The following is a 25193-nucleotide window of genomic DNA, read 5'->3' as shown; positions in this document are numbered from 1 at the left end:
GCCCCACCCAATATTAACGCGTTTAAAAAATGGAACTACCTGGAGCGTCTGTGGGTGAGACAAATTCCTATCTTCGTACACGAACGCATTAAAATTTATACAAGCTCATTTAGAAAAACAAATTTTTAGTTTATGCAATAAAAGCAATTATGATATCCTGTTTTTGCAAAATTACTCAAATTTAGTAACCTAGTATACGAATTGTTATAAAAAATCGCACTAAGTTATCAATATCGCAACTGTTATACCACCAATAAAGAAATCACTATCAGTTATTTCCTCAAAGTGGCAAATACAGAAGCGATGAAAGGGTACACAGTCAATTTAGCCCTGTTCCCCATAAAACAGACCATGACAGAAACAGCAACTACCACAGACAAACTGAATAAATTCGAGAAATTCAAAGCCGAAAAAGACGGACTCGCAGTTAAAAACGAAATCGAGAATTTTGCCCAAATCGGCTGGGAAGCAATGGACGAAAATGACCTTAACCATCGCCTAAAATGGTTAGGTGTGTTTTTCCGTCCAGTGACCCCCGGTAAATTCATGATGCGAATGCGGATACCTAATGGTATTCTCACTAGCAATCAATTATCGGTTTTAGCAGAGGTAGTACAGCGTTACGGTGACGACGGCAGCGCTGACATTACCACTAGACAGAATATACAACTACGCGGGATCAATTTTTCAGATATTCCAGATATCTTTAATAAATTTAACAAAGTCGGATTGACTACTATCCAATCTGGGATGGATAACATCCGTAATATTACAGGTGATTCTGTAGCTGGTTTAGATGTAAATGAATTATATGATACCAGACAATTAGTCCAGCAAATCCAGGATATGCTGACTAACAATGGTGAAGGTAATCCAGAATTTAGCAATCTTCCCCGGAAATTTAACATTGCAATTACTGGGGGAAGAGATAATTCAGTTCACGCAGAAATTAACGATTTAGCCTTTATTCCCGCTTTTTTGACAAATCAAGAGCAAATCCCAGTCTTTGGCTTTAACGTCATTGTCGGTGGTTTATTTTCTGCTAAACGTTGCGAAACGGCCATTCCTTTAAATGTTTGGGTATTACCGGCTGATGTTGTATCATTATCCAAAGTCATTGTCGAGATATTCCGAGATCATGGTTTACGCGCAAACAGACAAAAAGCCCGGTTGATTTGGCTACTTGATGAGTGGGGTATAGAAAAATTCCGCGCTGAAGTAGAAAAGCGTTTTGGTAAATCATTATTACCCGCAGCAGCAAAAGATGAAATTGATTGGGACAAACGGAATCATTTAGGAATACATAAGCAAAAACAAGCGGGATTTAACTACGCAGGTTTAAATATTCCCGTAGGGAGATTATCTGCTCATGATATGTTGGAAATTGCGCGGTTAGCAGAAGTTTATGGAAGTGGAGAAATCCGGTTTACCGTCGAACAAAATATCATTATTCCTAATATTCCCGATAGTAGTTTAACAACATTTTTCACAGAAGGGATATTAGAGAAATTTGCAGTTAATCCTGGTTTATTAATGGGATCATTGGTATCATGTACCGGCGCACAATTTTGTAATTTTGCCTTAATAGAAACCAAAAATCGCGCCTTAGAAATGATTAAATCATTGGAATCTGAATTAACTTTATCACGTCCGGTGCGAATTCATTGGACAGGATGCCCAAATTCCTGTGGACAACCCCAAGTAGCAGATATTGGACTCATGGGAACTAAAACGCGTAAAAATGGACAAATGTTAGAAGGTGTGGATATTTATATGGGTGGAACAGTGGGGAAAGATGCACATTTAGGAACTTGTGTGAAAAAGGGTATTCCTTGCGAAGACTTACAACCCATATTAAGAGATTTACTTATTCACAACTTTGGTGCAAAATTACGAGAACCAGCAATAGCTTAACCTCATAAACTAGATATCAAATCATCCGCGTTTATCTGCGTTTATCCGCGTTTGATAAATCATTAATTTTGGCAATTTAATCATTGTCAGTGGATTTTCATAACCAATTTTTCAATTATTTTGTGAGCAAAGAAAATGCTAAAAGGACTATTTTCGCTTCAGGGACGTTATCGAATTTTACATCAGACATGGTTTGCATTTTTCTTAACATTTGTTTGTTGGTTTAACTTTGCACCCTTCGCAACCACAATTGGTAAAGAATTACATTTAGCGCCAGAACAAATTAAAACCTTAGGAATTTGTAACCTAGCATTAACAATTCCCGCGCGGATTATTATTGGGATGTTATTGGATAAATTCGGTCCAAGAATCACCTATTCCCTATTATTAATGTTTGCGGTTATTCCCTGTTTAGCCACAGCATTAGCCCAAGACTTCAACCAATTAGTAATTAGTCGTTTATTAATGGGAATAGTTGGTTGTGGGTTTGTTGTTGGTATTCGCATGGTAGCCGAGTGGTTTCCTCCGAAAGAAATGGGAATTGCTCAAGGTATTTATGGTGGTTGGGGTAACTTTGGAGCATTTGGAGCAGAATTTGCATTACCAACAATTGCAATTGCAACTAGTTTTTTAGATGGTGGTTTATCAAATTGGCGTTTAACGATAGCATTAACAGGAATTATTACCGCAACTTACGGATTATTCTATTATCAAAGCGTGCAAGATACACCCCATGGTAAAGTTTATCAGAAACCCAAGAAACATGGCTCATTAGAAGTAACTTCCATCAAAAGTTTTTGGGCAATGATTGTTTCTAATTTTGGTTTAATATTCGCCTTGGGTTTATTAGCTTGGCGCTTAGAACACAAGAAAATTCATTTTCTCACACTCAGCCAAATGTATATAGTTTGGATTTTCTTAGCAGGATTATTTGCTTATCAAACTTACCAAGCATATCAAGTCAATCAAGAATTATTAACAGGAAAAAAAACCTACCCAGCAAATCAACGTTATCAATTTGGACAAGTAGCATTATTAGAATTTACCTACATTACCAACTTTGGTTCAGAACTAGCAGCGGTTTCTATGCTACCTGCATTCTTTGAAAAAACCTTTGGCTTAGAACACGTTCTCGCTGCAATGATTGCATCTATTTATCCGTTTCTTAACTTATTTTCCCGTCCCAGTGGCGGTTTAATTTCTGATAAATTAGGTTCGCGTAAATGGACAATGACCATTATTTCTGCTGGGATTGCAATTGGTTACTTAATGACACATTTTATTAACAAAGATTGGCCTATTCCCCTCGCAATTGCAGTCACAATGTTTGCTGCTTACTTTGCTCAAGCTGGTTGTGGTGCAACTTACGGAATAGTCCCATTAATCAAAAAAGAAGCAACAGGACAAATAGCCGGAAATGTTGGTGCTTACGGTAACTTTGGTGGCGTAGTTTATCTAACAATCTACAGTTTAACAGACCCATCAACCCTATTTGCCACAATGGGAATAGCCGCCATGATTTGCGCCTTTATGTGTGGATTCTTCCTGAAAGAGCCAAAAGATTCATTTGCATCAGATAATGAAAATGAAGCAGAAATAATTAATCACCAATCTGTTTTAATAGAAGAATAATTATCTCACACAGAGGCGCAAAAGTAAGAAGATAAAAACTAGAAATTAACAATATTTCTCCTCTTATGAAATTATCTCTGTGTCCTCTGTGGTTCGTTTATCATAACTTTGCGCCTTTGCTCCTTAGCGTCTACCCTGCGGGATCTCTAAGAGAGATTGCGCGAAATAACTTTTTAAACCTGCAAATATTATGACAGAATTTACTAAAACACTTTGTCCTTATTGCGGTGTTGGTTGCGGTTTAGAAGTTTCTCCACCAGCCCAACATGGAAAGGCTACAAATCGAGATCATCAAGGAATTCCGATTTGGCGAGTTAGAGGTGATAAAACCCATCCTTCTAGTCAAGGAATGGTATGTGTTAAAGGTGCAACTATTGCTGAATCCTTGGATAAAAATAGATTGTATCATCCTATGGTACGCGATTCTTTAAATGAAGAATTTCGGCGTGTAAGTTGGAATGAAGCTTTTGATATTATTACCCAACGGATTCAAGTATTACGATTAAATCAAGCTACAGATTCTATCTGTATGTACGGTTCTGGACAATTTCAAACTGAAGATTATTATATTGCTCAAAAGTTACTTAAAGGTTGTTTAGGAACTAATAATTTCGATGCTAATTCCCGGTTGTGTATGTCTAGTGCGGTATCTGGGTACATTCAAAGTTTTGGCTCTGATGGTCCTCCTTGTTGTTACGATGATTTGGAATTAACTGATTGTGCTTTTTTAATTGGCACAAATACGGCGGAATGTCATCCAATTATTTTTAATCGCTTGGAAAAATATCATAAAAAAAATCGTCGTGTTAAAATAATTGTGGTTGATCCTCGGCGCACTCCTACCGCAGAAGCAGCCGATTTACATTTAGCTATTCGTCCAGGTACAGATATTGATTTATTAAATGGTATTGCCCATTTATTAATGAAATGGAATTATATAGATCCGGTTTTTATTGATGATTATACTAGCAATTTTCCGGCTTATACGGAAGTAATTCGCCATTATTCACCGGAGGTTGTCGCTAGTCGTTGTGGTATTAGTGTTGAAGATGTAGAAACTGCTGCTAAATATTGGGGAAAATCAAAATCTGTACTTTCTTTATGGTCAATGGGTGTTAATCAATCTTCAGAAGGTACGGCTAAAGTTAGAACTATTATTAATTTACATTTGATGACCAAACAAATCGGTAAACCTGGTGCTGGTCCTTTTTCTTTAACTGGTCAACCTAATGCTATGGGTGGTAGAGAAGCGGGAGGTTTATCACATTTATTACCAGGTTATCGGTTAGTAAAAAATCCACAGCACCGCGCAGAAGTTGAGGCTTTTTGGGGTTTAGAAACAGGTCAAATTTCCCCTGTTCCGGGTTTGACTGCTTGGGAAATGATCACTGGTTTAGAAACTGGAAATGTGGGTTTATTGTGGATTGCTGCGACTAATCCGGCTGTGAGTATGCCAGATTTAGAACGCACTAAAAAAGCTTTATTAAAATCTCCTTTTACTATCTATCAAGATGCTTATTACCCAACAGAAACATCAGCTTATGCTCATGTTTTATTACCTGCGTCCCAGTGGGGTGAAAAAACTGGAGTTATGACTAATTCGGAAAGAAGGGTAACTCTATGTTCGGCTTTTCGTGAACCACCCAGACAAGCAAAGCCTGACTGGGAAATTTTTGCAGAAGTGGGAAAAAGATTAGGTTTTGCTGATAAGTTTAATTTCCAAAATTCGGCGGAAGTTTATCAAGAATTTGTCCAGTTAACTCGTCAGCGTCCTTGTGATATGTCCGGTTTAAGTCATGGGTTTTTAGCTGCACAAGGTCCAACTCATTGGCCTTATTCACGGGGTAGTAATTCAGAAACTAAACGTCTATATACTAATTTACGTTTTCATACTCCTGACGGACGCGCTAGGTTTGGTGCGTATTATTCTCAAGGACTCGCTGAACCACCTGATCCTAACTATCCTTTTATATTAACTACTGGTAGATTATACGGTCATTGGCACACACAAACACGCACTGGCAGAATTGAGAAAATTCGCAAACTACACCCCCAACCATTTATCGAAATTCATCCCCGTGATGCTGCTGGTTTAGGTATTATTGATAATCAGTGGTTAGAAGTGCGATCGCGTCGTGGTACAACTAAGTTCCCTGCTAAAATTACAAAAGCTATTTCTCCGGGTACTGTCTTTGTCCATATCCACTGGGGTAAACTATGGGCTGATGACGCTGAAGCTAATACGCTTACTCATTCAGAAGCTTGTCCTGATTCTCTGCAACCAGAATTAAAGGCCTGTGCTGTGCAATTAATCCCCATTGCTGTAAAATCTAATGTTAAAAGTTATCAACTTCAATCGTCCCCATGGTAAGCTGTTGCTCATACACTAATTTAACTGATAACTAATTCAAGTCATAGGCGATTATCAATCGTTATGATTATGTTTTTAAATATTCTGGAAAACAGAAAAGTTTCCCACTAGTTTAAAATTAAGAAACTTCAAAAACTTTTAATTGGTGAATTTTTAATTTTTAGTTGTTTATCCCCTAGATTTATCTATGGGATTTTTGTTTGTTTATTCCTAATTTTTAAAAAGGAGCGCCCCATGAGAAAGTTAATTAAGGATTTTCTAGGACTTGCCAGCGATAAAAATTTCATGCACATAATTGAAATTGTCGAGGTAATAGTTTCAAAAATCCTATCTTTATTGATGATAATAGTAATATTTGCTACACTTTTTGACTTGGGAATCTTTATTTTTAAGGAAATATTTTCTTTAGGAGAAAATCATTTTAGTCAAACATTATTTAAGATTTTTGGCTTATTCCTGAATGTCTTAATCGCTTTAGAAATATTAGAAAATATCACGGCTTATCTGAAAAAGCAGGTTTTACAAGTCGAGTTAGTGATTGTTACTTCTTTAATTGCTATTGCTCGAAAAATTATTATTCTTGATTTGAAAGCTACTGAGGGTATAGAAATTATTGGCTTAGGTATTGCTATTCTTTCCTTATCAATTAGTTATTTGATAATTCGGAGTAGTAATTCTAGAAATGAAAATTAAATCAGGACTATTCTAGAATACTCCTTAGGCTAGTAGTTGGGGATCTGACATCCTGGCTTATGCAGTTTTTTAATATCACCTATTTGCATATTCTTGTGTAAATTCTGTTTTGATTTTGTATTTTGAGTGGAAACAAAGGGAAGGTTAGTGAAGCTATAGTATATTTATTTAGCAATGGTGCAGCTGTAGAGCTAAAGTACAAAATAGAAATCGCCTAGCATTGCTTTAGCCCTCAGCCACGCTCCCATAAAGCTAGAGAATTTGTTTAGATATACTCACTAACTCGATGACAGGCAAAAAAGCAAGACAGAATGCGTTTCTGCGGCTGGTGACGACAATGGCTAGGCCGCGCGAGCTATCGGTCGAAGTTTCAGAACCAGTATCCCGCTACCGGTTACTTCCTGGTAAAGAAATGGTAATTGGACGTGACCCTAGCTGCCAAATTGTCTTGGATGCCATGATCTATCGGATGGTATCTCGTCGTCATGCGGTAGTTTCCAATATTCAGGAAAAAGATGGCCGTTACAACTGGGTAATTTGTGATTTGAATAGCGCCAATGGCACTTTTTTAAATGGACAACATTTACAGGGGTGTCAAGAATTACATTCAGGTGATCGCATTTCCCTTGGTACTGATGGACCACAATTTGTCTTCGAGTATGAGATTATTCCTCCACCAAAGATGATAGACCTCAATAAAGCTACAGTATTATCCTCTGTTAATAAACACAATTCCTCTTCTAAGCAAGATTCTGTCAGCTTTACACAATTATTTCCGATTATTTCCACTGGTAAGGATTTAACCCGGAAAGCTTACTTAATACCAGGAATCTTGACGGTAGTTTTTGTTGTGCTGATGTTTGCTACCGTAGGTCGTCCCCAAGCCAATCAAGTAATTGTAGGATCTTATATCGCTTTTGCGGCCTACTACTTTGTTTATCAACTTTGTGGTAAACCTAAACCTTGGTGGGTACTCATGGCTGTAGCATTGAGTACAATGTTAATTTTACTCAGTCCTCTGTTAGATTTATTCATTAAAGTGTTCCGGGATATCTTACCTGGCTCTTTGAACCCTGGATCTCAAAATGAGATTACCTTTACCGAATTACTAGTGCGGATGTTTTTTGGTGCGGGATTAATGGAAGAGTTGCTAAAAATATTACCAGTATTGGCAGCATATCTGATGGGAAATTTATTACCGTCACCCTGGCGAGAACGAATTGGGGTTTGGGAACCTCTAGATGGTATCCTTTTAGGTACGGCTTCCGCTGTGGGTTTTACTTTACTGGAAACTCTTGGTCAATATGTACCCTTAATTTCTGAAAATTCTGGTCAATTGGTGGGTTTACAGCTACTAATTCCCCGCATTTTAGGCTCTGTAGCTGGACACATGGCTTACAGCGGCTATTTAGGCTATTTTATTGGTTTGGCTGTGTTAAAACCCCTGAGAGGAAAGCAAATTCTCTCAGTAGGTTATTTGAGTGCCTCTGCACTTCACGCTTTATGGAATGCGACAGGTTCTATTAATGCTTTTTTGTTGGTAGTAGTTGGTGTTTTATCTTATGCTTTTTTAATGGCAGCTATTCTCAAAGCACGAGCCTTATCACCAACCAGATCACAAAATTTTGCTACCCGCTTTCTTGACCCAAAATAAACTCCAAAATCAACTATGGCAACAGAGTAAAATTAGGGTTGAGAGTTAGATTTTGAAAGATATTCTAAGGCATAATTTGCGATCGCTAAACTCGTTTTAGCCTGTTCTATTTCTGATAAACTAGACCAATCTCGATTTTCCCAGTCTTTAATTACAGATGTCAATTTATCTGGTTCACTACTTCGCATATAATAAGCAAAAGGACGGGCTAAAACTAATAGATCATCTCTATCCCAATTGGGTAATAAAGTTTGTACACATTCCACTAGTTTTTCACCAGTTGATTTTTCCAGCATCAAGACTTCAGTGGCTTTTTGTGCTATGGCTGCCAGTAAAACTTCGGGGATAAACGAGAAAGCATTTGACAAAGCTTTTTGGAGATAATTAACCTTATTGTCCCTAGTATTTTCAGCTTCAACAACGACTTGCTCCCAAATTCTATCTAGATTTTGATAAAAATTATTTGCACTTGCAATCAGTTCTGTTTCTAGGAAATCCTGCCAGTCAAATTGTTGTTCTAAGTCCTCAAAATAAGCTGCTGAGGCTTCATCAGCAGGATTCCAGGGGTAAACAGCATCAACAGATTCCAGCAATGCTTTTACTAGTTCCAAATCAATGGGAGATGAGACGGTATTCAAAGTATTTAAGTTGTTAATTTGATTGTTCATTTTCCTGCCACTATTAATTCACTTGTCTTCTTCACAGCTACAACCCCAAGAATTAGATTTTCGTAAAATAAATGAACAAAAATATGGGATTACATGATCGCGGTATAAATCATAGCAGTTATCCCTCGATAAACATATTCGTCCAGCCTTTGCCACGCTATCATGCTTTAGCCAAATGCGATAAAATTATAAGCAGCTTCTAGAATATCCTTGGGCTTTTGTAAATCAATACCCAGCAAAAGGTAATCTCCTGATTGTAAAGTTCAGGAAACTTGATTTAAGAAAATATCACAATTATTCGCAAATAAATTCCCAAATTTCACCTTTAGCACTGCCGAACATTAACTGCATTCCCGATGTTAAAGCCACTTCCTGCCGAAGAATCTGTTGCCAACCGTGGGGACTTAAATACCAGGTAGTTCCGTAAGTAGATAAATCTTGCAGGTAATACGTTGTACTTGATGTATTTTCATTCAGAGTATTTCTGCATAAAATTTCCGCGTGGCGTTTGGAAATGTATATTTCCGGGATCACAATATCATTATCCTTCGTGCGGCCAATACGAGTGACTCCAGAACGCAATAACCAAATTTTACCCCCTGATGAAAGAGATCGCACATAAGCTGTGTTTACAGGCGAATATATGCGATCATCGGGAATTTCTGTAATTCCTTCATCTACGCTTTTAATTAGTTCCCCATCAAAATCAGGATGAAGGTATAGAACTGGTAATGTCCAAGCTGGTTGATTGAATTTATACAGTGTTAACAGTTCTTGTCTTGCGGCCGCTACTGCTTCATCAATGGATTTGCCCCATCGCAATGCTTCTGCAAAAGCTTTGATAAAACTATGACTTTCTGCGTCAGTAATTTCATCACGCATTCCCAATACAGCTGGTACACCATAACGAATCAGCACTTCTGCCAAACTACTGCTAGGTATAGCTTGATGGTTGATTGCTGCTGGTTGCGCCCCCCAGCAGGCGTTAAAAACTCCCAGTTTTACACCTGTACGAGTTAAGACCTGAGCTAATTCTATGCCATTAATGTTGTGTCCAGTTGCCAAAAATAATAAGCCCCCGTCCGGGTCTTGCTCCCCGTGTCCAGCATAAAATAAAACATTGTAAGCTTTGGTTTCTAACTCCTCAATTAACTCTGTCCTGGTAGGTTGTACCAGTGTTTTAACTTTACAAGCTGCATATTCTGGGGCGGATTTTCCCACAGGACGACCTTCTAACAATATCTTTTTCAGCAAGGATGCTTCTTGCTCTAGTTGTAATTTATGATCATGTCCTAACACCAGGAGAATATTTAAAGCCCTGTCAGTTCGCAACTGCGATAAAGGTTCAACTTCATTGCTGGTGCGACTAAATAAAATATCCTGAGTCAGAGATATGGCTGCTTGTCCGGCTTTCTGCTGCATAATTTCCCAAGGTAAGGCAATTAGATCGGGATCACGAATTTCCAAACGAAAGCGTAATTGCCTTTTTTGACCCGTAGCCATACCCCGACTACGTTCCCAACTACCAAGAATCACTCCATCAAATACCCATTGCCATAAATTGATGCCCAAGGATTGCATCAGCCGAATACTGTAAGGAGATACACTTGTACTTTGACCTTCAAACGGCGAAATTTCAGCTAATTGTTTTTTGGGAGGTAAGGTGACAGATGGAGAAACAGATGGATAAGTTGAAGGGGAAGTAATATCTAAGGGATTCTTACTGGCAAACATTTGTTGCCATTCTTGCCAAACTTGATTAAGTTCAGCGGAAAAAACACAATCACGGAGAACATAGCCACTGGGATAGGGGGCCTTGACTACCCAAATGACGAAGTTATCTGTACCAGTATTGACTAGACGGGCGATCGCTAAATTCAGGCAAGACATGGATTTTGGTAATTGGTAAGTAATTGGGTAATTGGTAATTGGTAATTAAATGCCTACCTATTCCCTGTTCCCTGTTCCCTCTTTCCTGTTCCCTCTTCTGTTTGTGCTTGACTAGCCGACGGGGTTGGAGAGGAAGTTGTTGGTGGTTGTGATTTAAATTGCTCTTTCCACTTGTTTGCTAATAATAAACCAAATATTAACCCAAATCCCACAATAACAACTAACAATAGTGGTAATAATGGGGAAAATTTAACGGTCTTATTTTCCGTAATCACTTGAGTTTTCTGGTGATCATCCAATGGATCTAATTCTGTGTCAGCTAAAACCTGAGAAATATCTACTGTAATTGTTAAATCTGGTTCAGAATATTTCACATCATAATGTACTAAAGCAATGGTGACATTATCATGTCCATTTTTAGTATTGGCAATTTCTATGAGTCGTTGTCCAACATTTTCTATACTTTTATTCTCGGAGATAATAAGTAAAATTTCTGCTTCCCCACATTCTTCTACTCGGTCAAAATCACTCAAACCATCGGATGTCAGCAAGAAAACAGCATCTTCATCAATAATAAAGCGTTGTGATGTGGGGTGTAATGAGCTACTTTTGCTCATTCCCAAAGCCTGAATTAATGATCCAGAACCACTGTGTTGCAATGCTTCCCTGTAGAGAGCATAACCTAAACGGACTTCGCGGGAAGCGACATCATCATCTAAGGTAACTTGATGACAACTATGGCGAGTAATCCAATAGGCACGACTATCACCGACATGAGTAATATACATTTCATGGGCGATAGGTAAGGCCATGACAATGGTTGTTCCCATGCGTTGTCGCCCTTGGCGATTTTCGCTATCGTTTTGCTGGCTAATTTTGTCGTTAGCGGTTGCTACTGCTTGTTCTAACTTGTGTAGTATGACTGAGGGATTTATTTGATCATCGGTAACTGGAATCAGTTCTTTGACTTCTTGCACGATAGTTTCAATTGCTAAATTAGAAGCCACACTACCTCCATCGTGTCCACCAATACCATCACAGACAATTGCCAGGGCGTTATCCTGGGGTGGTTTAGTAATTAAAGTGTCGCTGGCAGGGTAACAAGCATCTTCATTCCGTGGACGGACTGGACCTGAGTCAGTTTTAGTATAGATTTTAATAGTAGTTGCTTGGAATCTTTCTAATTGCTTCAATCCCTGATCTAAAACTTGGATTAATCCGCTTGATGACTTAATTTCTCCCTCCATCAGCAGCTTACACACTTCTTGCATAAAAGGAGCAATATTTGGTTTGGCACTTTTGAGGAGTTCTTGCCAAAATGCTCCCAATTGAGATAATGTCGGTGTGTTTTGTCTATCAAAACGCAATTCTAATAAGCGAACTAATACCCCCTCAACTCTTAATACATAAGGATCTAGTAGGGTAGATACTACACCTTGGCTGACTAAGGGTTGCCATAAATTTGCTAATTGCCATAGCCAATGAATTTGGCGAATTGATGAGGCTTCACTCCAGGCATCATCTAAACTACTGCACAGACTTACTTGAGTAATACCTGCATCAACTAATAATGGCGATCTTTCTAATAATAATATTTCTGATTGGGGCTGCCCATTACCTAAGTCGAGGATTCCATAAACTTGGGGTATATGGAGACGATAGGGAATTAGTTTCAGATAAGGTCTAATTTTTCCTAAATCCTCTAATTCAGGGATTTGGGGCAATAACCCAGGTTTGATATCTAAAAGTATGGATTTATTAATGACTAAATAGCGGTCAGCTAAGATAGATCCAGGATGACTTGGGCTGAAATCATCCCCCACAGCCCAGAGGTAACGCTTAGGTAAGGGTGTGGAACACTGCTGGCAAAATTTGTGGGTAAGGGGATTAGCAAATTGACATTCAATATTTGGGCAGCAGAGCGTTACCGCATCATTTTCCATAGTTTTCCCACCGGTTCTGCAATTGGCATTTTATTCAACAGTATTTGGTAACGGCATTTGATACCGCCCATATTTTCTTTAACCCACAGCCCAATCATAACTGCTATTGTGCTGGGAATATGTAGCTAAGTAGGTTGGCGTTAAAAATTGTCGTTATGACAAGGGAACTCTTAACTCTTAACTCTTAACTGGGAAGAGGTTTTGGGCAACTTTACTTTTCGTTACTTGTGTCGGGTTTTTTCCGTTCACTTACTTATATCAGAACTAATTTTCAACTTTTGACATACCGACTAAACAAAATTTTACCACAATAATCGCCAAGCAGTCCTAGAAGGACGGGGCTTGTGTTCCATGTTTTTGGTCACTAAAGCTTGACATACCTGGCGAATTAGATTCGCCAGGATTAGGTAGATATGTACTAAGTTTATTGATTTTCTACAACTGCAACTTGAGGTAGTCCCATGCTGTAGTTAGTAACGCGACTAGAGAGATTGTAGCTAATTTCGCCTTTTTGGAGGAGCGATCGCAAATAATGCTCTAAGTCTGAACCAATGCGGCGTAAGTTATAATCGGTTAGATCCTCGCCACTAGATGCTTCTACCAGTTGATCAAACTGGCGATAAACTTTTTGCAGGGCATCTTCGCTCCAGTTAAATTCATTATCTGGATCAATATCTAGTGTCAAGACTTGATTACTCGGAATCAGTTCATAGGAGTCCATTTCCGCCGCAAAAATGCGAATATGACGGGTTGTGGACTTAAGCAGCATTGGGTTATCCATGAGGGTGTAAGAGTTTGGCTGAATTACACTGCAATTATTTTAACAATAATACAGAACTTCAAGCGTTCAGGGGTCAGAATTTTGGGAATTGATTTTTTTGCTGATGCTGCTTTTTTATAAAGAGCATCGTTATGATAAGCGTTATGATAAGCATTGAAGTATTACAACTTGGCAAAGGTAAAAATAATAATATTTCTTGACGTTTTGAGCAAATTGATGTAAAAAACTTTGACAAGGACTAATCAGTTTTTTACGAAAACCTTATGGCATGACAACTCAAAAATCGAATAATAGTTTATGGCTTATGGCTTACATGAGTCATAAATAGTAAAGAAACACCAAAAAACAGTAAGATATAACTGAAAAACACAGGGGGAGTAAATAGAATGCCAGTTTGTTCCGGGAGAATTGAAGTAAAAATGCCTAAAAATATGGCTACGCCACGCAGACTATCAAAATTTTAAACTTTGCGCCTTTGCGCCTTTGCGTTTTTATGTAAAACATGACTCATGCCAACATTATGCAAAGCTGCTAGTTTTATGGATGAGGAAAAATTCTTATCTTTAATAACTTTGGATTCACAAAAGTATAGAAAAAGCATAAGTAATTTTTCTAGAGATTTAATCCATCACCCGTATCACCACTAAGTAGAGGAATCTTCAAAACTATGAACTCCAAAGCATTACCGCGCCAAATAAATAATCTTGAAGTCGGTGTTTATGAATGTGAAATCCACCTCAAATTCCGTCTGATTGAAGAAAAAAGTCTGCTAAGTGATCGGGAGCAACTATTACAAGTATTACTAGAGGCTTTAACGGAAGGGGCTGATGAATTTTTGGAAACCTTGCAAGCTTCTGTAAAAGCTCAGGAAATATCGGAGTTTAAAGCCTCCCCACAAATGCGTCGTCAACTCATGCGCTTACGCAATTTCTCCGATACTATCCCCCAGTAGTAATCGCTGTAATTTTCCACCATAACAAGCCTGATTTAGAGTTTTGAAGATTGAGTTTTTCAGGTCTGCACCTGTTTTTCCTAATCATGAGTTAGCTAGAAAACGTAAAATTGAGTCTACATATCATTGTTACCTCAATACTGGCAAGCTAGGAAGACCACAGGTAGGAATCTGTAACATTATGTTACTATTGTGTTAGGGAAATTAGCCAGGTGTATTTTACCATTTCTTTACCAATTAACTGCCATCATTGCGGGTGGTTTATTTAGCTAGACCATGTTCTAGCGCGAAACGAACCAATTCTGTGCGACTATTAGTACCAGTCTTACTAAATAAACGACTGACATATTTTTCCACATTGCGGACACTTGTTTCCAAGCGTCGAGCAATTTCTTTGTTCATCAATCCTTCGGCTACTAGGTTTAAAACACTTTGCTCTCTAGGAGTCAAATCTATCTTAAAAGGGGCTGGGGATTGGGATATGGCACTTCTATGAGTTAATAGTATTCTAATTTGAGCGATTTGATTAGCCAATTCGGCAAGATTTGGAGTTTCACCCTCCTCCCCGGAAGCAGAGGTTTGAGCGCTGCGACGAGCCAATAAATTTTCGACTATGGCCACTAATTCATCGGGGTCGAAGGGTTTGGGTAAATAAGCGTCAACACTCGCTTTGTAGCCTTGAATGCGATCGCATGTCATCCCTTTGGCGGTTAAAAACACCACAGGTAATGCTTGAAAACGGGGATCATCGCGCAGTTGTTTGAGGAACTGATAGCCATCCACCTGGGGCATCATAATATCAGAAATCACTAAATCGGCGGTGTTCTCTTGCATCCAGTCCCAACCTTCACGGGCATTACTGGCAGTTTGAACCCTAAAACCGCTTTCTTGTAAGTATTCTTTCACTGCTTCCCGTAATCCCGGTTCGTCATCTACCAGTAACAGTTGTGCTGACATTGAAAAGTCCTATAAGTGTACATTCTTCTAATGTAGCGAAATTTAGTAAAGATTGACTACTAGACAACCAGAGCATTCTCAACAAGTCTAGAATTAAAATTAACTTTGTTCTCTAATTTTAGATTTTACTTAATCTGTGACTACTACACCCCTCTCTCTGAATTTCTCACAAACTGCTTTAGTCCCCGATACTTTAGGGCGTTTTGGCCGCTTTGGTGGTAAATATGTTCCTGAAACCCTCATGCCAGCTTTAGCCGAGTTAGAAACAGCATATCAGCAATATCGCCATGAACCTAGTTTCCAAGCTGAATTACAAGGTTTATTACGTGATTATGTCGGACGTGCCACACCTTTGTATTTTGCCGAACGCCTTACCGCTAATTATGCCCGTCCTGATGGTACAGGAGCGCAAATCTATTTAAAGCGTGAAGACTTGAATCATACTGGCGCACATAAAATTAATAATGCCCTTGGTCAAGTATTATTGGCAAAACGTATGGGCAAAAAGCGCATTATTGCGGAAACCGGGGCGGGACAACATGGCGTAGCGACCGCTACAGTTTGCGCCCGCTTCGGTTTAGAATGTATTATTTACATGGGTGTTCACGATATGGAACGCCAATCTTTAAATGTGTTCAGAATGCGGTTGATGGGGGCAGAAGTTCGTCCAGTGTCTGCAGGTACGGGAACTCTCAAAGATGCCACTTCTGAAGCCATTAGAGACTGGGTAACGAACGTAGAAACTACCCATTACATCCTCGGTTCTGTGGCAGGTCCCCATCCTTACCCGATGATGGTGCGGGATTTTCATGCTGTAATTGGTGAAGAAACCCGCGCTCAAGCTATGGAAAAATGGGGCGGTTTACCTGATATTCTCTTGGCTTGTGTGGGTGGTGGTTCTAACGCTATGGGACTATTTCACGAGTTTGTTCAAGAACCGTCGGTACGTTTGATTGGTATAGAAGCCGCTGGAGAAGGTGTAAATACTGATAAACACGCTGCCACACTCACGAAAGGAACAGTGGGTGTATTACATGGTTCTATGAGTTATCTTTTGCAAGATGAGTATGGTCAGGTGATTGAACCGCATTCTATTAGTGCTGGTTTAGATTATCCTGGTGTAGGTCCAGAACACAGTTATATGAAAGATAGTGGTCGCGCTGAGTATTATAGCGTTACCGATGCTGAGGCTTTGGACGCATTTCAGAGATTATCTAAATTAGAGGGTATTATACCAGCATTGGAGACTTCTCATGCGATCGCTTATTTAGAAACTCTTTGTCCACAACTTGCTGGTAGTCCCAAAATAATCATCAACTGTTCTGGAAGAGGCGACAAGGATGTACAAACTGCTGCTAAGTTCTTAATTCATTAAGTACAGTTGGGGAGAATTAGGAATACAAGTTCTTTTGAACTTGTGAGTAATTTCCTCCACCTCCCCAAGCAATTAATTTTCAAAGGTGATCAATCATGCTGAAAAACTTTATTTTCGCTGCTAGTGCGGGTTTTTTGGTTTTAGTTAGTGGAACAATGGCTAGTTCAGAACCTAATTTATCGACCGGATTAACTCCTAATTACCAAGTTGCACAAGGTAATGTGAATACTGCTGCCATAGAAGCATCGGTTTTCCGACGAATCAACCAGTATCGGGCTTCGCAAAATCTACCCGCACTTACCCGTAATTCTACCATTGACAATCAAGCAAGAATTCACAGTCAAAATATGGCTAGTGGTAGAGTCGCTTTTGGACATGATGGATTTTCAGGACGAGTAGCAGCAACAGGTATTGCTTACAGTCGAGTCGCCGAAAATGTCGCTTATAACCAAGGACATCAAGATCCCGCGGATCGAGCCGTTCAAGGCTGGGTGAATAGTTCAGGACATAGGGCTAATATTAGGGGCGATTATAACCTAACGGGGATTGGTGTAGCCAGAAATAACCAAGGGAAAATTTATTTTACACAAATTTTCCTGCGGTCAAGATAAATGTTTGTAAATTATAAGATTTTAGTATCCATGACATCTATCATTGGATACTATTTTTTATTAATTATTTTAATTTTAATTAGTTTAGTAATGTAGTGTAAATAGCATTGACAAAACCTATTCTCTGTTAAGACTAAATATGGCTGCTCTACGCGATGACAATAAACAAAAGTATTATCCAGATAACTGATTGAAATTGTGAAAATTCAATGATTCTTGAGTTTATATTTGGTAAATAGTATCCTGGTAAGTATTCCGATCATCAGAAGATAGGGTATATATCCTATAAATCCATACATTACTTAATTTAAACCTCATGTTAAGACAAACTGCTTTTGGCATCGCTTTAAGTACGCTTGTCCTTGCTAGTGGCTATATGACTGCTGCTAATCCAGATAATAGTTCTGCTAAACAAACTGGCCGATATCAGCGTTCATCACTTGTGACAAGTCAAGCCAAAATATCTAATTTTAGTTTTGAAACTAATAATTTAGAGAAATCAGTTTTTACTCAAATTAATCAATATCGAGCAAAACGGGGACTAGGAAAGTTAAATTTAAGCGAAAAGATTAGTCAGCAAGCGAGAATTCATAGTCAAAATATGGCTAGTGGTAAAGTTCCTTTTAGCCATCAAGGATTTGAACGGCGCGTTATGGCTATTCCTCTTAAATACAGCAGTGCGGCAGAAAATGTCGCTTACAATATGGGATATAGTAATCCTGCAAATGAGGCGGTTTCTGGCTGGTTAAAAAGTCCTGGACATCTTAAGAATCTTCAGGGTAAATATAATCTAACTGGGGTTGGTGTGGCTACCAATGAGCAAGGCCAAGTCTATCTAACACAAATATTTTTAAACGCTACAGTCCCAGGGCGCAATTAAGAATTAGTCGTTGGATAATGGTGGTATGAATTATATTTCGCGCCAAGTTACAAAGGAGCAAAGGCGCGAAGGAAAACAGATTTTTCGGTAATGGTATTATTAATAATAATTTTAAAAGATGCCTCTGGTTTGATAAGAGGTATAAATCGGTTTATGAATTTTGCCTTTTTGACTGGAGTGTTAAAAACAGTATTAAAATCTGGCACAATAAAGATAATTTATATTTGATAACTTCATGATATTGCAGGATTTTCAAGTTGGTGACGGTGATTTAACTGATGCTGCCCTTTCTGAGTATTTAAAAGCTCCAGCGATCGCTGTTGATACGGAAACAATGGGACTTTTGCCACAACGAGACCGTTTGTGTCTGGTTCAACTTTGTAACCCAGAAGGACAAGTTACTGCTATTGGCATATCTAGAGGACAAACAGCCGCACCTAATTTAAAAACACTTATGGAAGCAACCCATATCATCAAAGTTTTTCACTTTGCTAGGTTTGATATGGCTACTTTAAGGCATAATTTAGAGATTTTTGTTCAGCCCGTCTTTTGTACTAAAATTGCTAGTAAGTTAGCACGTACTTATACAAATCGTCACGGGCTAAAAGACGTAGTGTTAGAACTGGAAAAAGTAGAATTAGATAAAAGCGCCCAGAGTTCTGATTGGGGTAATGCTAGTAATTTATCTGATGTACAATTAAGTTACGCTGCTAATGATGTGCGTTACCTACTGAGTATACAGCAAAAACTTACTGTGATGTTACAACGGGAAGAGCGTTGGCAACTTGCCCAAGAATGTTTTCAAACTTTATCCACAATTGTCGCCTTAGATCTATTACAATTCAAGGACTTATTTGAACATTAGATATCTTAGGAACTTACGCAAAGTAGGGGTAATTCATGAATTACCCCTAAATAAGAATAGGCCTTGAGTAACTTAGTTAAATATAACAATACTTGCAATTTTGATAGAGACGTTCCATGGAACGTCTCTACAAGCATTTTGAAATCAGCAACGCCTTACAGCGATTTTTAGGTAAATAAACCACATTTTAAAGTCTCACGCCAAGGCGCAAAGTCGCAAAGGAACAAAGGAATATAAAAATTTGTAAGTTTGCGACTGTTCCTAAAATAGACATCTGCGGTAAAGATTGTAGAGATATGACATTTTTTTTAAAAGTCTATTAATAAAAGAATCAAATATTACATATATAAATATTGCTCAATTCCTCAGAACCTTGATAATCATCTTCTCGGCTGCTTTAATAGGTTGAGTATTTGGTTATCAGGTGTAACTAATTTAGCCAGATTATTAAAAATAACGGAAAATAAATAGTCATACAACATTGGGAAAATAATTTATCTCTAATCTAGAATTTTGTAAATACTCCTTATGACACTATTTAGACAGTCATACAATATTGTATTACCTCTAATCTAGAATTTTGTAAATACTCCTTATGACACTATTTAAACAGTCATACAATATTGTATTACCTCTAATCTAGAATTTTGTAAATACTCCTTATGACACTATTTAAACAGTCATTTAATACGCAATTTTAACCTGACATTTTTTCTATTATTTAGAGGCACAAAGTGCCAATTTGGCTTACTAGTTACTGAAAACATAGTATTCTATATATAATAGTGTCACAATGGGTATTTACAAAACTGTAGATAGCAAATGTCAGGAAATATTTCAATATTGTATGACTATTTAAATAGTGTCATAATTAGATTAGCTGTATTTCCTATTCGTTATCAAACAATCAAATTAGGCATAAAATACTAGGAATTTACCTATATTTTTTACTAATAGAAGGGTAATGAGTTTAGTAATTTACCAATTTATACACGCAAACAATTCGGAATCTAATTTATTTAGATAAAAAATTGCCCATGGTACAACAAAGATTACAAGACTACTAATTACTTAACAGATATAGGGTTATTTGAATGTAAACCGCTTCTGAATAAACCTCACAGAAAATTAATAAAATTCTCTGATAACCACAAATAATATTGATATTCAATCGAAAAGTTGTCGCTATACTCGAACTTAGATATCAAGGTTATTTACCAAGAGAATTAAATTCTTTGCATATCATCTGTATATAACGGTGTGATATCCGATATCCCATGAATTTCTGGCTGTAATTTGGGATTTAGAGCATTAGAAGTCATGAGTTACAAGACTTATCAAATCAGGATAAAAGTTCCCAAGTTTGATCATCAAGGTCTGATTAATTTTGACTAAAAGATTCTCTATTCTCAGTTATTACAACCTCTTCCATTTCAGTCCTACAAGATTAAATCAGGGTTAGTTATGAACTATTCAGCTTCTTATTCTCAGAAAGATTTTCATAGTGTTATCACTCCTGAACAATTCAATCATATCATCGAGGCTATTGCTGATGGTCGGTATTCTTGGGCTTGTGTGCTGATTTTACGTTATATTGGTTATAATCCGATACATTATATTCCTCAACGTACTTACAGCCGATTAATTAAAGAAAACCGTCAAATTTCTGCACTGGTAACAGCTAGTAAACAAAAAACATCCTCTGATATTCAAGCTTCTGTCAATAGTCCTAATTACAGAGATTTATCTCAACTCGTAACCGCAGGAGAAAGGTAGATTCAACTGTAAATGATTTCGGATACCTGTTGTTATATATCCCATGCTAACTTTAGTATGGGGTATTTTATAGTATGGTAGGACTTACGCACAAGTCACGGAATAATGAACCACGTTCGCGGAGCGTCCCGTCAGGGATAGGAACGAAGAGAAGGAAGAAAAGAGGGTTTGAGAGATATTTTGCGTAAGTCCTGTATGGTAGGGAATTGCTTTGAATATTAGCCAATAGATAGATGAAAATTATGATAATTTTTGCCAGTCTAGAAGACAGAGTAATCTTTAATTCATGAAGATATAAAACAATGGCTAAAATATTACAGTGCAATGCCGATATTTATCAAATTGATGTCAAGTTGCTTCTGGAAGATATGACTCTAGAGGAAACAGAAGTTTTTTTAGGGGGTTATTGCTATATTGATTTATTCAAAAATAAGTTAAAAAAACAAAATATCGGTGGAGATGATAAATACAGCAAGCAGAAAATTAACAGTGTAGATAATTCCAAAAAAACTTACTTTAATGGGGTATCTATACCCAGAAAAGGAAACACTGTAATTATATACGAGTAATATAAAGATATGAATCCGAAAAATAAAATTTTTGCCACTATAGACGGTAATGAAGCTGTTGCTCAGGTTGTTTATCAATTAAACGAGGTAATTGCTATTTACCCTATTACACCATCTTCACCCATGGCTGAATGGTCTGATAGTTGGATGAATGAGGGAAAACCGAACATTTGGGGAACTGTTCCTTCAGTGGTGCAGTTACAGAGTGAGGGGGGGGTTGCTGGTGCTGTACATGGGGCTTTACAGACGGGTTCACTAACAACGACATTTACAGCTTCCCAGGGATTGATGTTAATGCTCCCAAATATGTATAAAATTGCAGGAGAGCTTACACCTACAGTATTTCATATTGCGGCGCGATCGCTGGCAGTACAAGCGCTCTCAATTTTTGGAGATCATAGTGATGTCATGGCCGCGAGAAGTACGGGTTTTGCTATGTTGTGCGCTGCTTCTGTACAAGAAGCCCATGATTTTGCTCTTATTTCTACACGCGCAAGTTTAGAATCACGGATACCTTATTTACATTTTTTTGATGGTTTTCGCACTTCTCATGAAGTAGATAAAATAGAAATATTAACAACTCAAGACTTACAAAAATTCATTCCCATAGAGTTAGTAATTGCCCATCGTTTACGAGCTTTAACACCTGATAACCCGGTATTACGAGGAACGGCACAAAACCCTGATGTTTATTTTCAAAGTAGGGAAACGGTAAATTCTTTTTATTTAGCTTGTTCAGATATTACTCAAAGGGTCATGGATGAGTTTTTAGAAATGACGGGAAGAGAATATAAAATATTTGATTATTATGGAGATCCAGCAGCGGAAAAAATCATTATTCTCATGGGTTCTGGTTGTGAAACTGTCCAGGAGACTGTAGATTATCTTAATAAACAAGGGGAAAAAGTTGGAGTAATCAAGGTGAGATTATATCGTCCTTTTGATGTCCAAAAATTTATTAATTCTCTGCCGAAAACTACCCGCAGTATTGCGGTTTTAGATAGAACAAAAGAACCAGGTGCTATTGGTGAACCTTTATATTTAGATGTGGTGACAGCGTTAGCGGAAAACCAAATTAATCAAATTAAAGTTGTTGGTGGTAGATATGGTTTATCATCTAAAGAATTTACACCGGCGATGGTAAAAGCAGTATTTGATAATTTAGATATTGACATCCCGAAAAATCATTTTACGATTGGCATTAATGATGATGTTACACATACTAGTTTAGGATATAATCCAGAACTTAATATTGAGGCAGATAATATATTCAGGGCAATTTTCTACGGTTTGGGTGCAGATGGTACAGTGGGTGCAAATAAAAATTCAATTAAAATTATTGGAGAAGAAACTGATAATTATAGTCAAGGTTATTTTGTTTATGATTCTAAAAAATCTGGTTCTGTAACGGTTTCTCATTTGCGCTTTGGTTCTGAGAAAATTCGTTCTCATTATTTAATTACGAAAGCCAATTTTATCGCTTGTCATCAATGGGATTTTTTAGAAAAATTCCCGCTCTTGAAAGAGATAATTCCTGGTGGTACTTTTTTATTAAATGCACCTGATCATCAAGATGAAATTTGGGATAAATTACCAGCTTCTATACAGCAGGAGATAATTAATAAAAATCTCAACTTTTATGTGATTAATGCCTATAAAGTCGCTCGTGAAGCGGGAATAGGTGGACATATTAACATAGTTATGCAGGTTTGTTTCTTTGCTATTTCCGGTATTTTACCAAGGGCAGAAGCCATTGCTAAAATTAAGGAATCTATTTATAAAACCTACGGTAAAAAAGGTGAAGAAATTGTCGAACTGAATATTAAAGCAGTTGATAAAACTCTGGAGAATCTTCATCAGATTATAGCCAAAGCAGCAAAAACAGAACTATCATCTATTTCCGAAAATATACCAGATTTCGTTCATGATGTATTAGGTAAAATCATAGCCCGTCAAGGAGATGATTTACCCGTGAGTGCATTACCAATAGATGGTACATATCCCACAGGAACATCTAAATGGGAAAAACGCAACATTGCGGCAGAAATTCCTGTTTGGGATAGTGACGTTTGTATTCAATGTGGTAAATGTGTAATGGTGTGTCCTCATAGTGTAATTCGTGCTAAAGTATATGCACCAGAAGTATTAGAAAATGCACCAAAAACTTTTAAAAGTACAAATGCGAAAGAACATGATTGGCATAATTTAAAATTTACCATTCAAGTAGCAGCAGAAGATTGTACAGGTTGCGGTATTTGTGTTGATATTTGTCCTGCAAAAAATAAGGCCGAACCTCGCAGAAAAGCCATTAATATGGAAGCACAAAGACCATTGCGAGAACAAGAGCGAGAAAACTGGGATTTCTTCTTAAATCTTCCTAACCCAGATCGAAAAAATTTGCAGTTGCATCATATTAATCAACAACAAATGCAAGAACCTTTATTCGAGTTTTCTGGTGCTTGTGCGGGATGTGGAGAAACACCATATATTAAATTAGTAACACAATTATTTGGCGATCGCATGATCGTCGCTAATGCCACCGGTTGTTCATCTATCTATGGTGGTAATTTACCCACCACTCCTTGGACAAAAAACGCCGCAGGTAGAGGTCCAGCATGGTCTAATAGTTTATTTGAAGATAACGCCGAATTTGGGTTAGGTTTTCGCATTTCTATAGATAAACAAGCGGAATTTGCAGCCTATTTACTTCAACAACTTGCACCAGAAATAGGTGAAAGTTTAGTAACAGATATCCTCAATGCTGAACAAAAAGATGAAGCAGATATTTATGAACAACGAGAACGAATTTCTATTCTCAAACAAAAATTAGATCAACTTCTTGAATCTATAACCAAAAGCAATCTCAAATCCCAAATCCAAAATTTAAAATCCTTAGCTGATTATTTAGTCAAAAAAAGTGTTTGGATCATTGGTGGTGACGGTTGGGCTTATGATATTGGTTATGGTGGTTTAGATCATGTAATTGCTAGTGGCCGCAACGTTAATATTTTGGTATTAGACACAGAAGTTTATTCTAATACTGGAGGTCAAATGTCTAAATCTACTCCTAAAGGTGCAGTGACAAAATTTGCAGCAGGTGGTAAAAGAACAACTAAGAAAGACTTGGGTTTAATGGCTATGACCTATGGTGATGTTTATGTTGCTAGTGTAGCAATGGGAGCAAAAGATGAACAAACTTTAAAAACTTTTTTAGAAGCTGAAGCTTATAATGGTCCATCCTTAATTATTGCCTATAGTCATTGTATTGCTCACGGAATTAATATGAGTACAGCAATGCAAAATCAAAAAGCCGCTGTGGACTCTGGACGCTGGTTATTATATCGTTATCACCCCGACCGCATTAAACAAGGGAAAAACCCCCTACAACTCGATTCTCGCACTCCTAAGATACCAATAGAAAATTCCATGTATATGGAAAATCGTTTTCAAATGTTGACGAAAATTAATCCAGAAACAGCAAAACAACTTTTAAAAGAAGCACAAGTTGATGTTAACAATCGGTGGCAAATGTATCAATATTTAGCCGCAGGAAAATTACAGGAAACCTAAATCAGAACTCAGGAAAATGAAGAAAATAATCAAATTATCTAGTTTATATCGTAGGTTGGGTTGAGGAACGAAACCCAACTTAATCCTAGGTT

At 37.6% G+C, this 25193-nt stretch carries 18 protein-coding genes and 1 pseudogene; 13 read left to right on the top strand and 6 right to left on the bottom strand.

Features of this window, described 5'->3' with window-relative positions; all coding sequences use genetic code 11:
• Nucleotides 1-351: 351 nt before the first annotated feature.
• From H6G25_RS04755 to H6G25_RS04735, 5 genes are all read left to right on the top strand, one after another.
• On the top strand, nucleotides 352-1914 hold the full coding sequence (locus H6G25_RS04755) for a ferredoxin--nitrite reductase (protein ID WP_190391481.1): 1563 nt from the start codon (nucleotides 352-354) through the stop codon (nucleotides 1912-1914).
• A 135-nt stretch (nucleotides 1915-2049) separates the two neighbouring features.
• Nucleotides 2050-3546 (top strand): NarK family nitrate/nitrite MFS transporter, encoded by a 1497-nt coding sequence (locus tag H6G25_RS04750; protein ID WP_190391480.1) that lies wholly within the window; start codon nucleotides 2050-2052, stop codon nucleotides 3544-3546.
• 190 nt (nucleotides 3547-3736) lie between these two features.
• The gene (locus H6G25_RS04745; protein WP_190391479.1) at nucleotides 3737-5917 is read left to right on the top strand and encodes a nitrate reductase; all 2181 of its coding nucleotides are present in this window, start codon (nucleotides 3737-3739) and stop codon (nucleotides 5915-5917) included.
• A 234-nt stretch (nucleotides 5918-6151) separates the two neighbouring features.
• Complete coding sequence (locus tag H6G25_RS04740) at nucleotides 6152-6610, top strand: phosphate-starvation-inducible PsiE family protein (protein WP_190391478.1); 459 nt, start codon at nucleotides 6152-6154, stop codon at nucleotides 6608-6610.
• Nucleotides 6611-6896: 286 nt separating this feature from the next.
• The gene (locus tag H6G25_RS04735) at nucleotides 6897-8264 is read left to right on the top strand and encodes a PrsW family glutamic-type intramembrane protease (protein WP_190391477.1); all 1368 of its coding nucleotides are present in this window, start codon (nucleotides 6897-6899) and stop codon (nucleotides 8262-8264) included.
• Between the two features lie 32 nt (nucleotides 8265-8296).
• Here H6G25_RS04735 and H6G25_RS04730 read toward each other — a convergent pair whose 3' ends face one another.
• From H6G25_RS04730 to H6G25_RS04710, 5 genes and pseudogenes are all read right to left on the bottom strand, one after another.
• A complete protein-coding gene (locus tag H6G25_RS04730; RefSeq protein ID WP_190391476.1) occupies nucleotides 8297-8932 on the bottom strand; it encodes a hypothetical protein in 636 nt (211 codons plus the stop codon).
• A gap of 185 nt (nucleotides 8933-9117) precedes the next feature.
• Nucleotides 9118-9225, bottom strand: a pseudogene (locus tag H6G25_RS04725) (L-histidine N(alpha)-methyltransferase); the annotation flags it as partial.
• Between the two features lies 1 nt (nucleotide 9226).
• On the bottom strand, nucleotides 9227-10822 hold the full coding sequence (locus H6G25_RS04720) for a CHAT domain-containing protein (RefSeq protein ID WP_190391475.1): 1596 nt from the start codon (nucleotides 10820-10822) through the stop codon (nucleotides 9227-9229).
• Between the two features lie 53 nt (nucleotides 10823-10875).
• On the bottom strand, nucleotides 10876-12765 hold the full coding sequence (locus tag H6G25_RS04715) for a PP2C family serine/threonine-protein phosphatase (RefSeq protein ID WP_190391474.1): 1890 nt from the start codon (nucleotides 12763-12765) through the stop codon (nucleotides 10876-10878).
• A gap of 424 nt (nucleotides 12766-13189) precedes the next feature.
• Nucleotides 13190-13546: an NAD(P)H-quinone oxidoreductase subunit M gene (locus H6G25_RS04710; RefSeq protein WP_277881729.1), complete on the bottom strand. Its 357-nt coding sequence runs from the start codon at nucleotides 13544-13546 to the stop codon at nucleotides 13190-13192.
• Between the two features lie 667 nt (nucleotides 13547-14213).
• Between H6G25_RS04710 and H6G25_RS04705 the strand changes: the two genes are divergently transcribed.
• Nucleotides 14214-14498, top strand: a complete 285-nt coding sequence (locus H6G25_RS04705) for an Npun_R1517 family heterocyst differentiation transcriptional regulator (RefSeq protein ID WP_190391472.1) — start codon at nucleotides 14214-14216, stop codon at nucleotides 14496-14498.
• A gap of 261 nt (nucleotides 14499-14759) precedes the next feature.
• Here H6G25_RS04705 and H6G25_RS04700 read toward each other — a convergent pair whose 3' ends face one another.
• Complete coding sequence (locus H6G25_RS04700; RefSeq protein ID WP_190391471.1) at nucleotides 14760-15455, bottom strand: response regulator transcription factor; 696 nt, start codon at nucleotides 15453-15455, stop codon at nucleotides 14760-14762.
• Nucleotides 15456-15591: 136 nt separating this feature from the next.
• Between H6G25_RS04700 and trpB the strand changes: the two genes are divergently transcribed.
• The 7 genes from trpB to nifJ all read left to right on the top strand — a co-directional run bounded on the left by trpB (nucleotide 15592) and on the right by nifJ (nucleotide 25101).
• Nucleotides 15592-16830 carry a tryptophan synthase subunit beta gene (trpB, locus tag H6G25_RS04695; protein ID WP_190391470.1) on the top strand — a complete coding sequence of 413 codons (1239 nt, stop codon included), beginning with the start codon at nucleotides 15592-15594 and terminating at the stop codon, nucleotides 16828-16830.
• A 95-nt stretch (nucleotides 16831-16925) separates the two neighbouring features.
• Nucleotides 16926-17441 (top strand): CAP domain-containing protein, encoded by a 516-nt coding sequence (locus H6G25_RS04690; RefSeq protein ID WP_190391469.1) that lies wholly within the window; start codon nucleotides 16926-16928, stop codon nucleotides 17439-17441.
• A gap of 316 nt (nucleotides 17442-17757) precedes the next feature.
• Nucleotides 17758-18321, top strand: coding sequence for a CAP domain-containing protein (locus tag H6G25_RS04685; RefSeq protein WP_190391468.1), 564 nt, complete (start codon nucleotides 17758-17760; stop codon nucleotides 18319-18321).
• Nucleotides 18322-18556: 235 nt separating this feature from the next.
• Nucleotides 18557-19186: a ribonuclease D gene (locus tag H6G25_RS04680; RefSeq protein ID WP_190391467.1), complete on the top strand. Its 630-nt coding sequence runs from the start codon at nucleotides 18557-18559 to the stop codon at nucleotides 19184-19186.
• Between the two features lie 1464 nt (nucleotides 19187-20650).
• Complete coding sequence (locus tag H6G25_RS04675; RefSeq protein ID WP_190391466.1) at nucleotides 20651-20962, top strand: HetP family heterocyst commitment protein; 312 nt, start codon at nucleotides 20651-20653, stop codon at nucleotides 20960-20962.
• 302 nt (nucleotides 20963-21264) lie between these two features.
• The gene (locus tag H6G25_RS04670; RefSeq protein WP_190391465.1) at nucleotides 21265-21531 is read left to right on the top strand and encodes a hypothetical protein; all 267 of its coding nucleotides are present in this window, start codon (nucleotides 21265-21267) and stop codon (nucleotides 21529-21531) included.
• A gap of 9 nt (nucleotides 21532-21540) precedes the next feature.
• On the top strand, nucleotides 21541-25101 hold the full coding sequence (gene nifJ, locus H6G25_RS04665; protein WP_190391464.1) for a pyruvate:ferredoxin (flavodoxin) oxidoreductase: 3561 nt from the start codon (nucleotides 21541-21543) through the stop codon (nucleotides 25099-25101).
• Nucleotides 25102-25193: the final 92 nt, after the last annotated feature.

Source organism: Dolichospermum sp. FACHB-1091, from assembly GCF_014697585.1.
Taxonomy (GTDB): domain Bacteria; phylum Cyanobacteriota; class Cyanobacteriia; order Cyanobacteriales; family Nostocaceae; genus Dolichospermum.
Note: the sequence above shows the minus strand (reverse complement) of the source record. Positions and strands in the feature narration are given on the sequence as shown.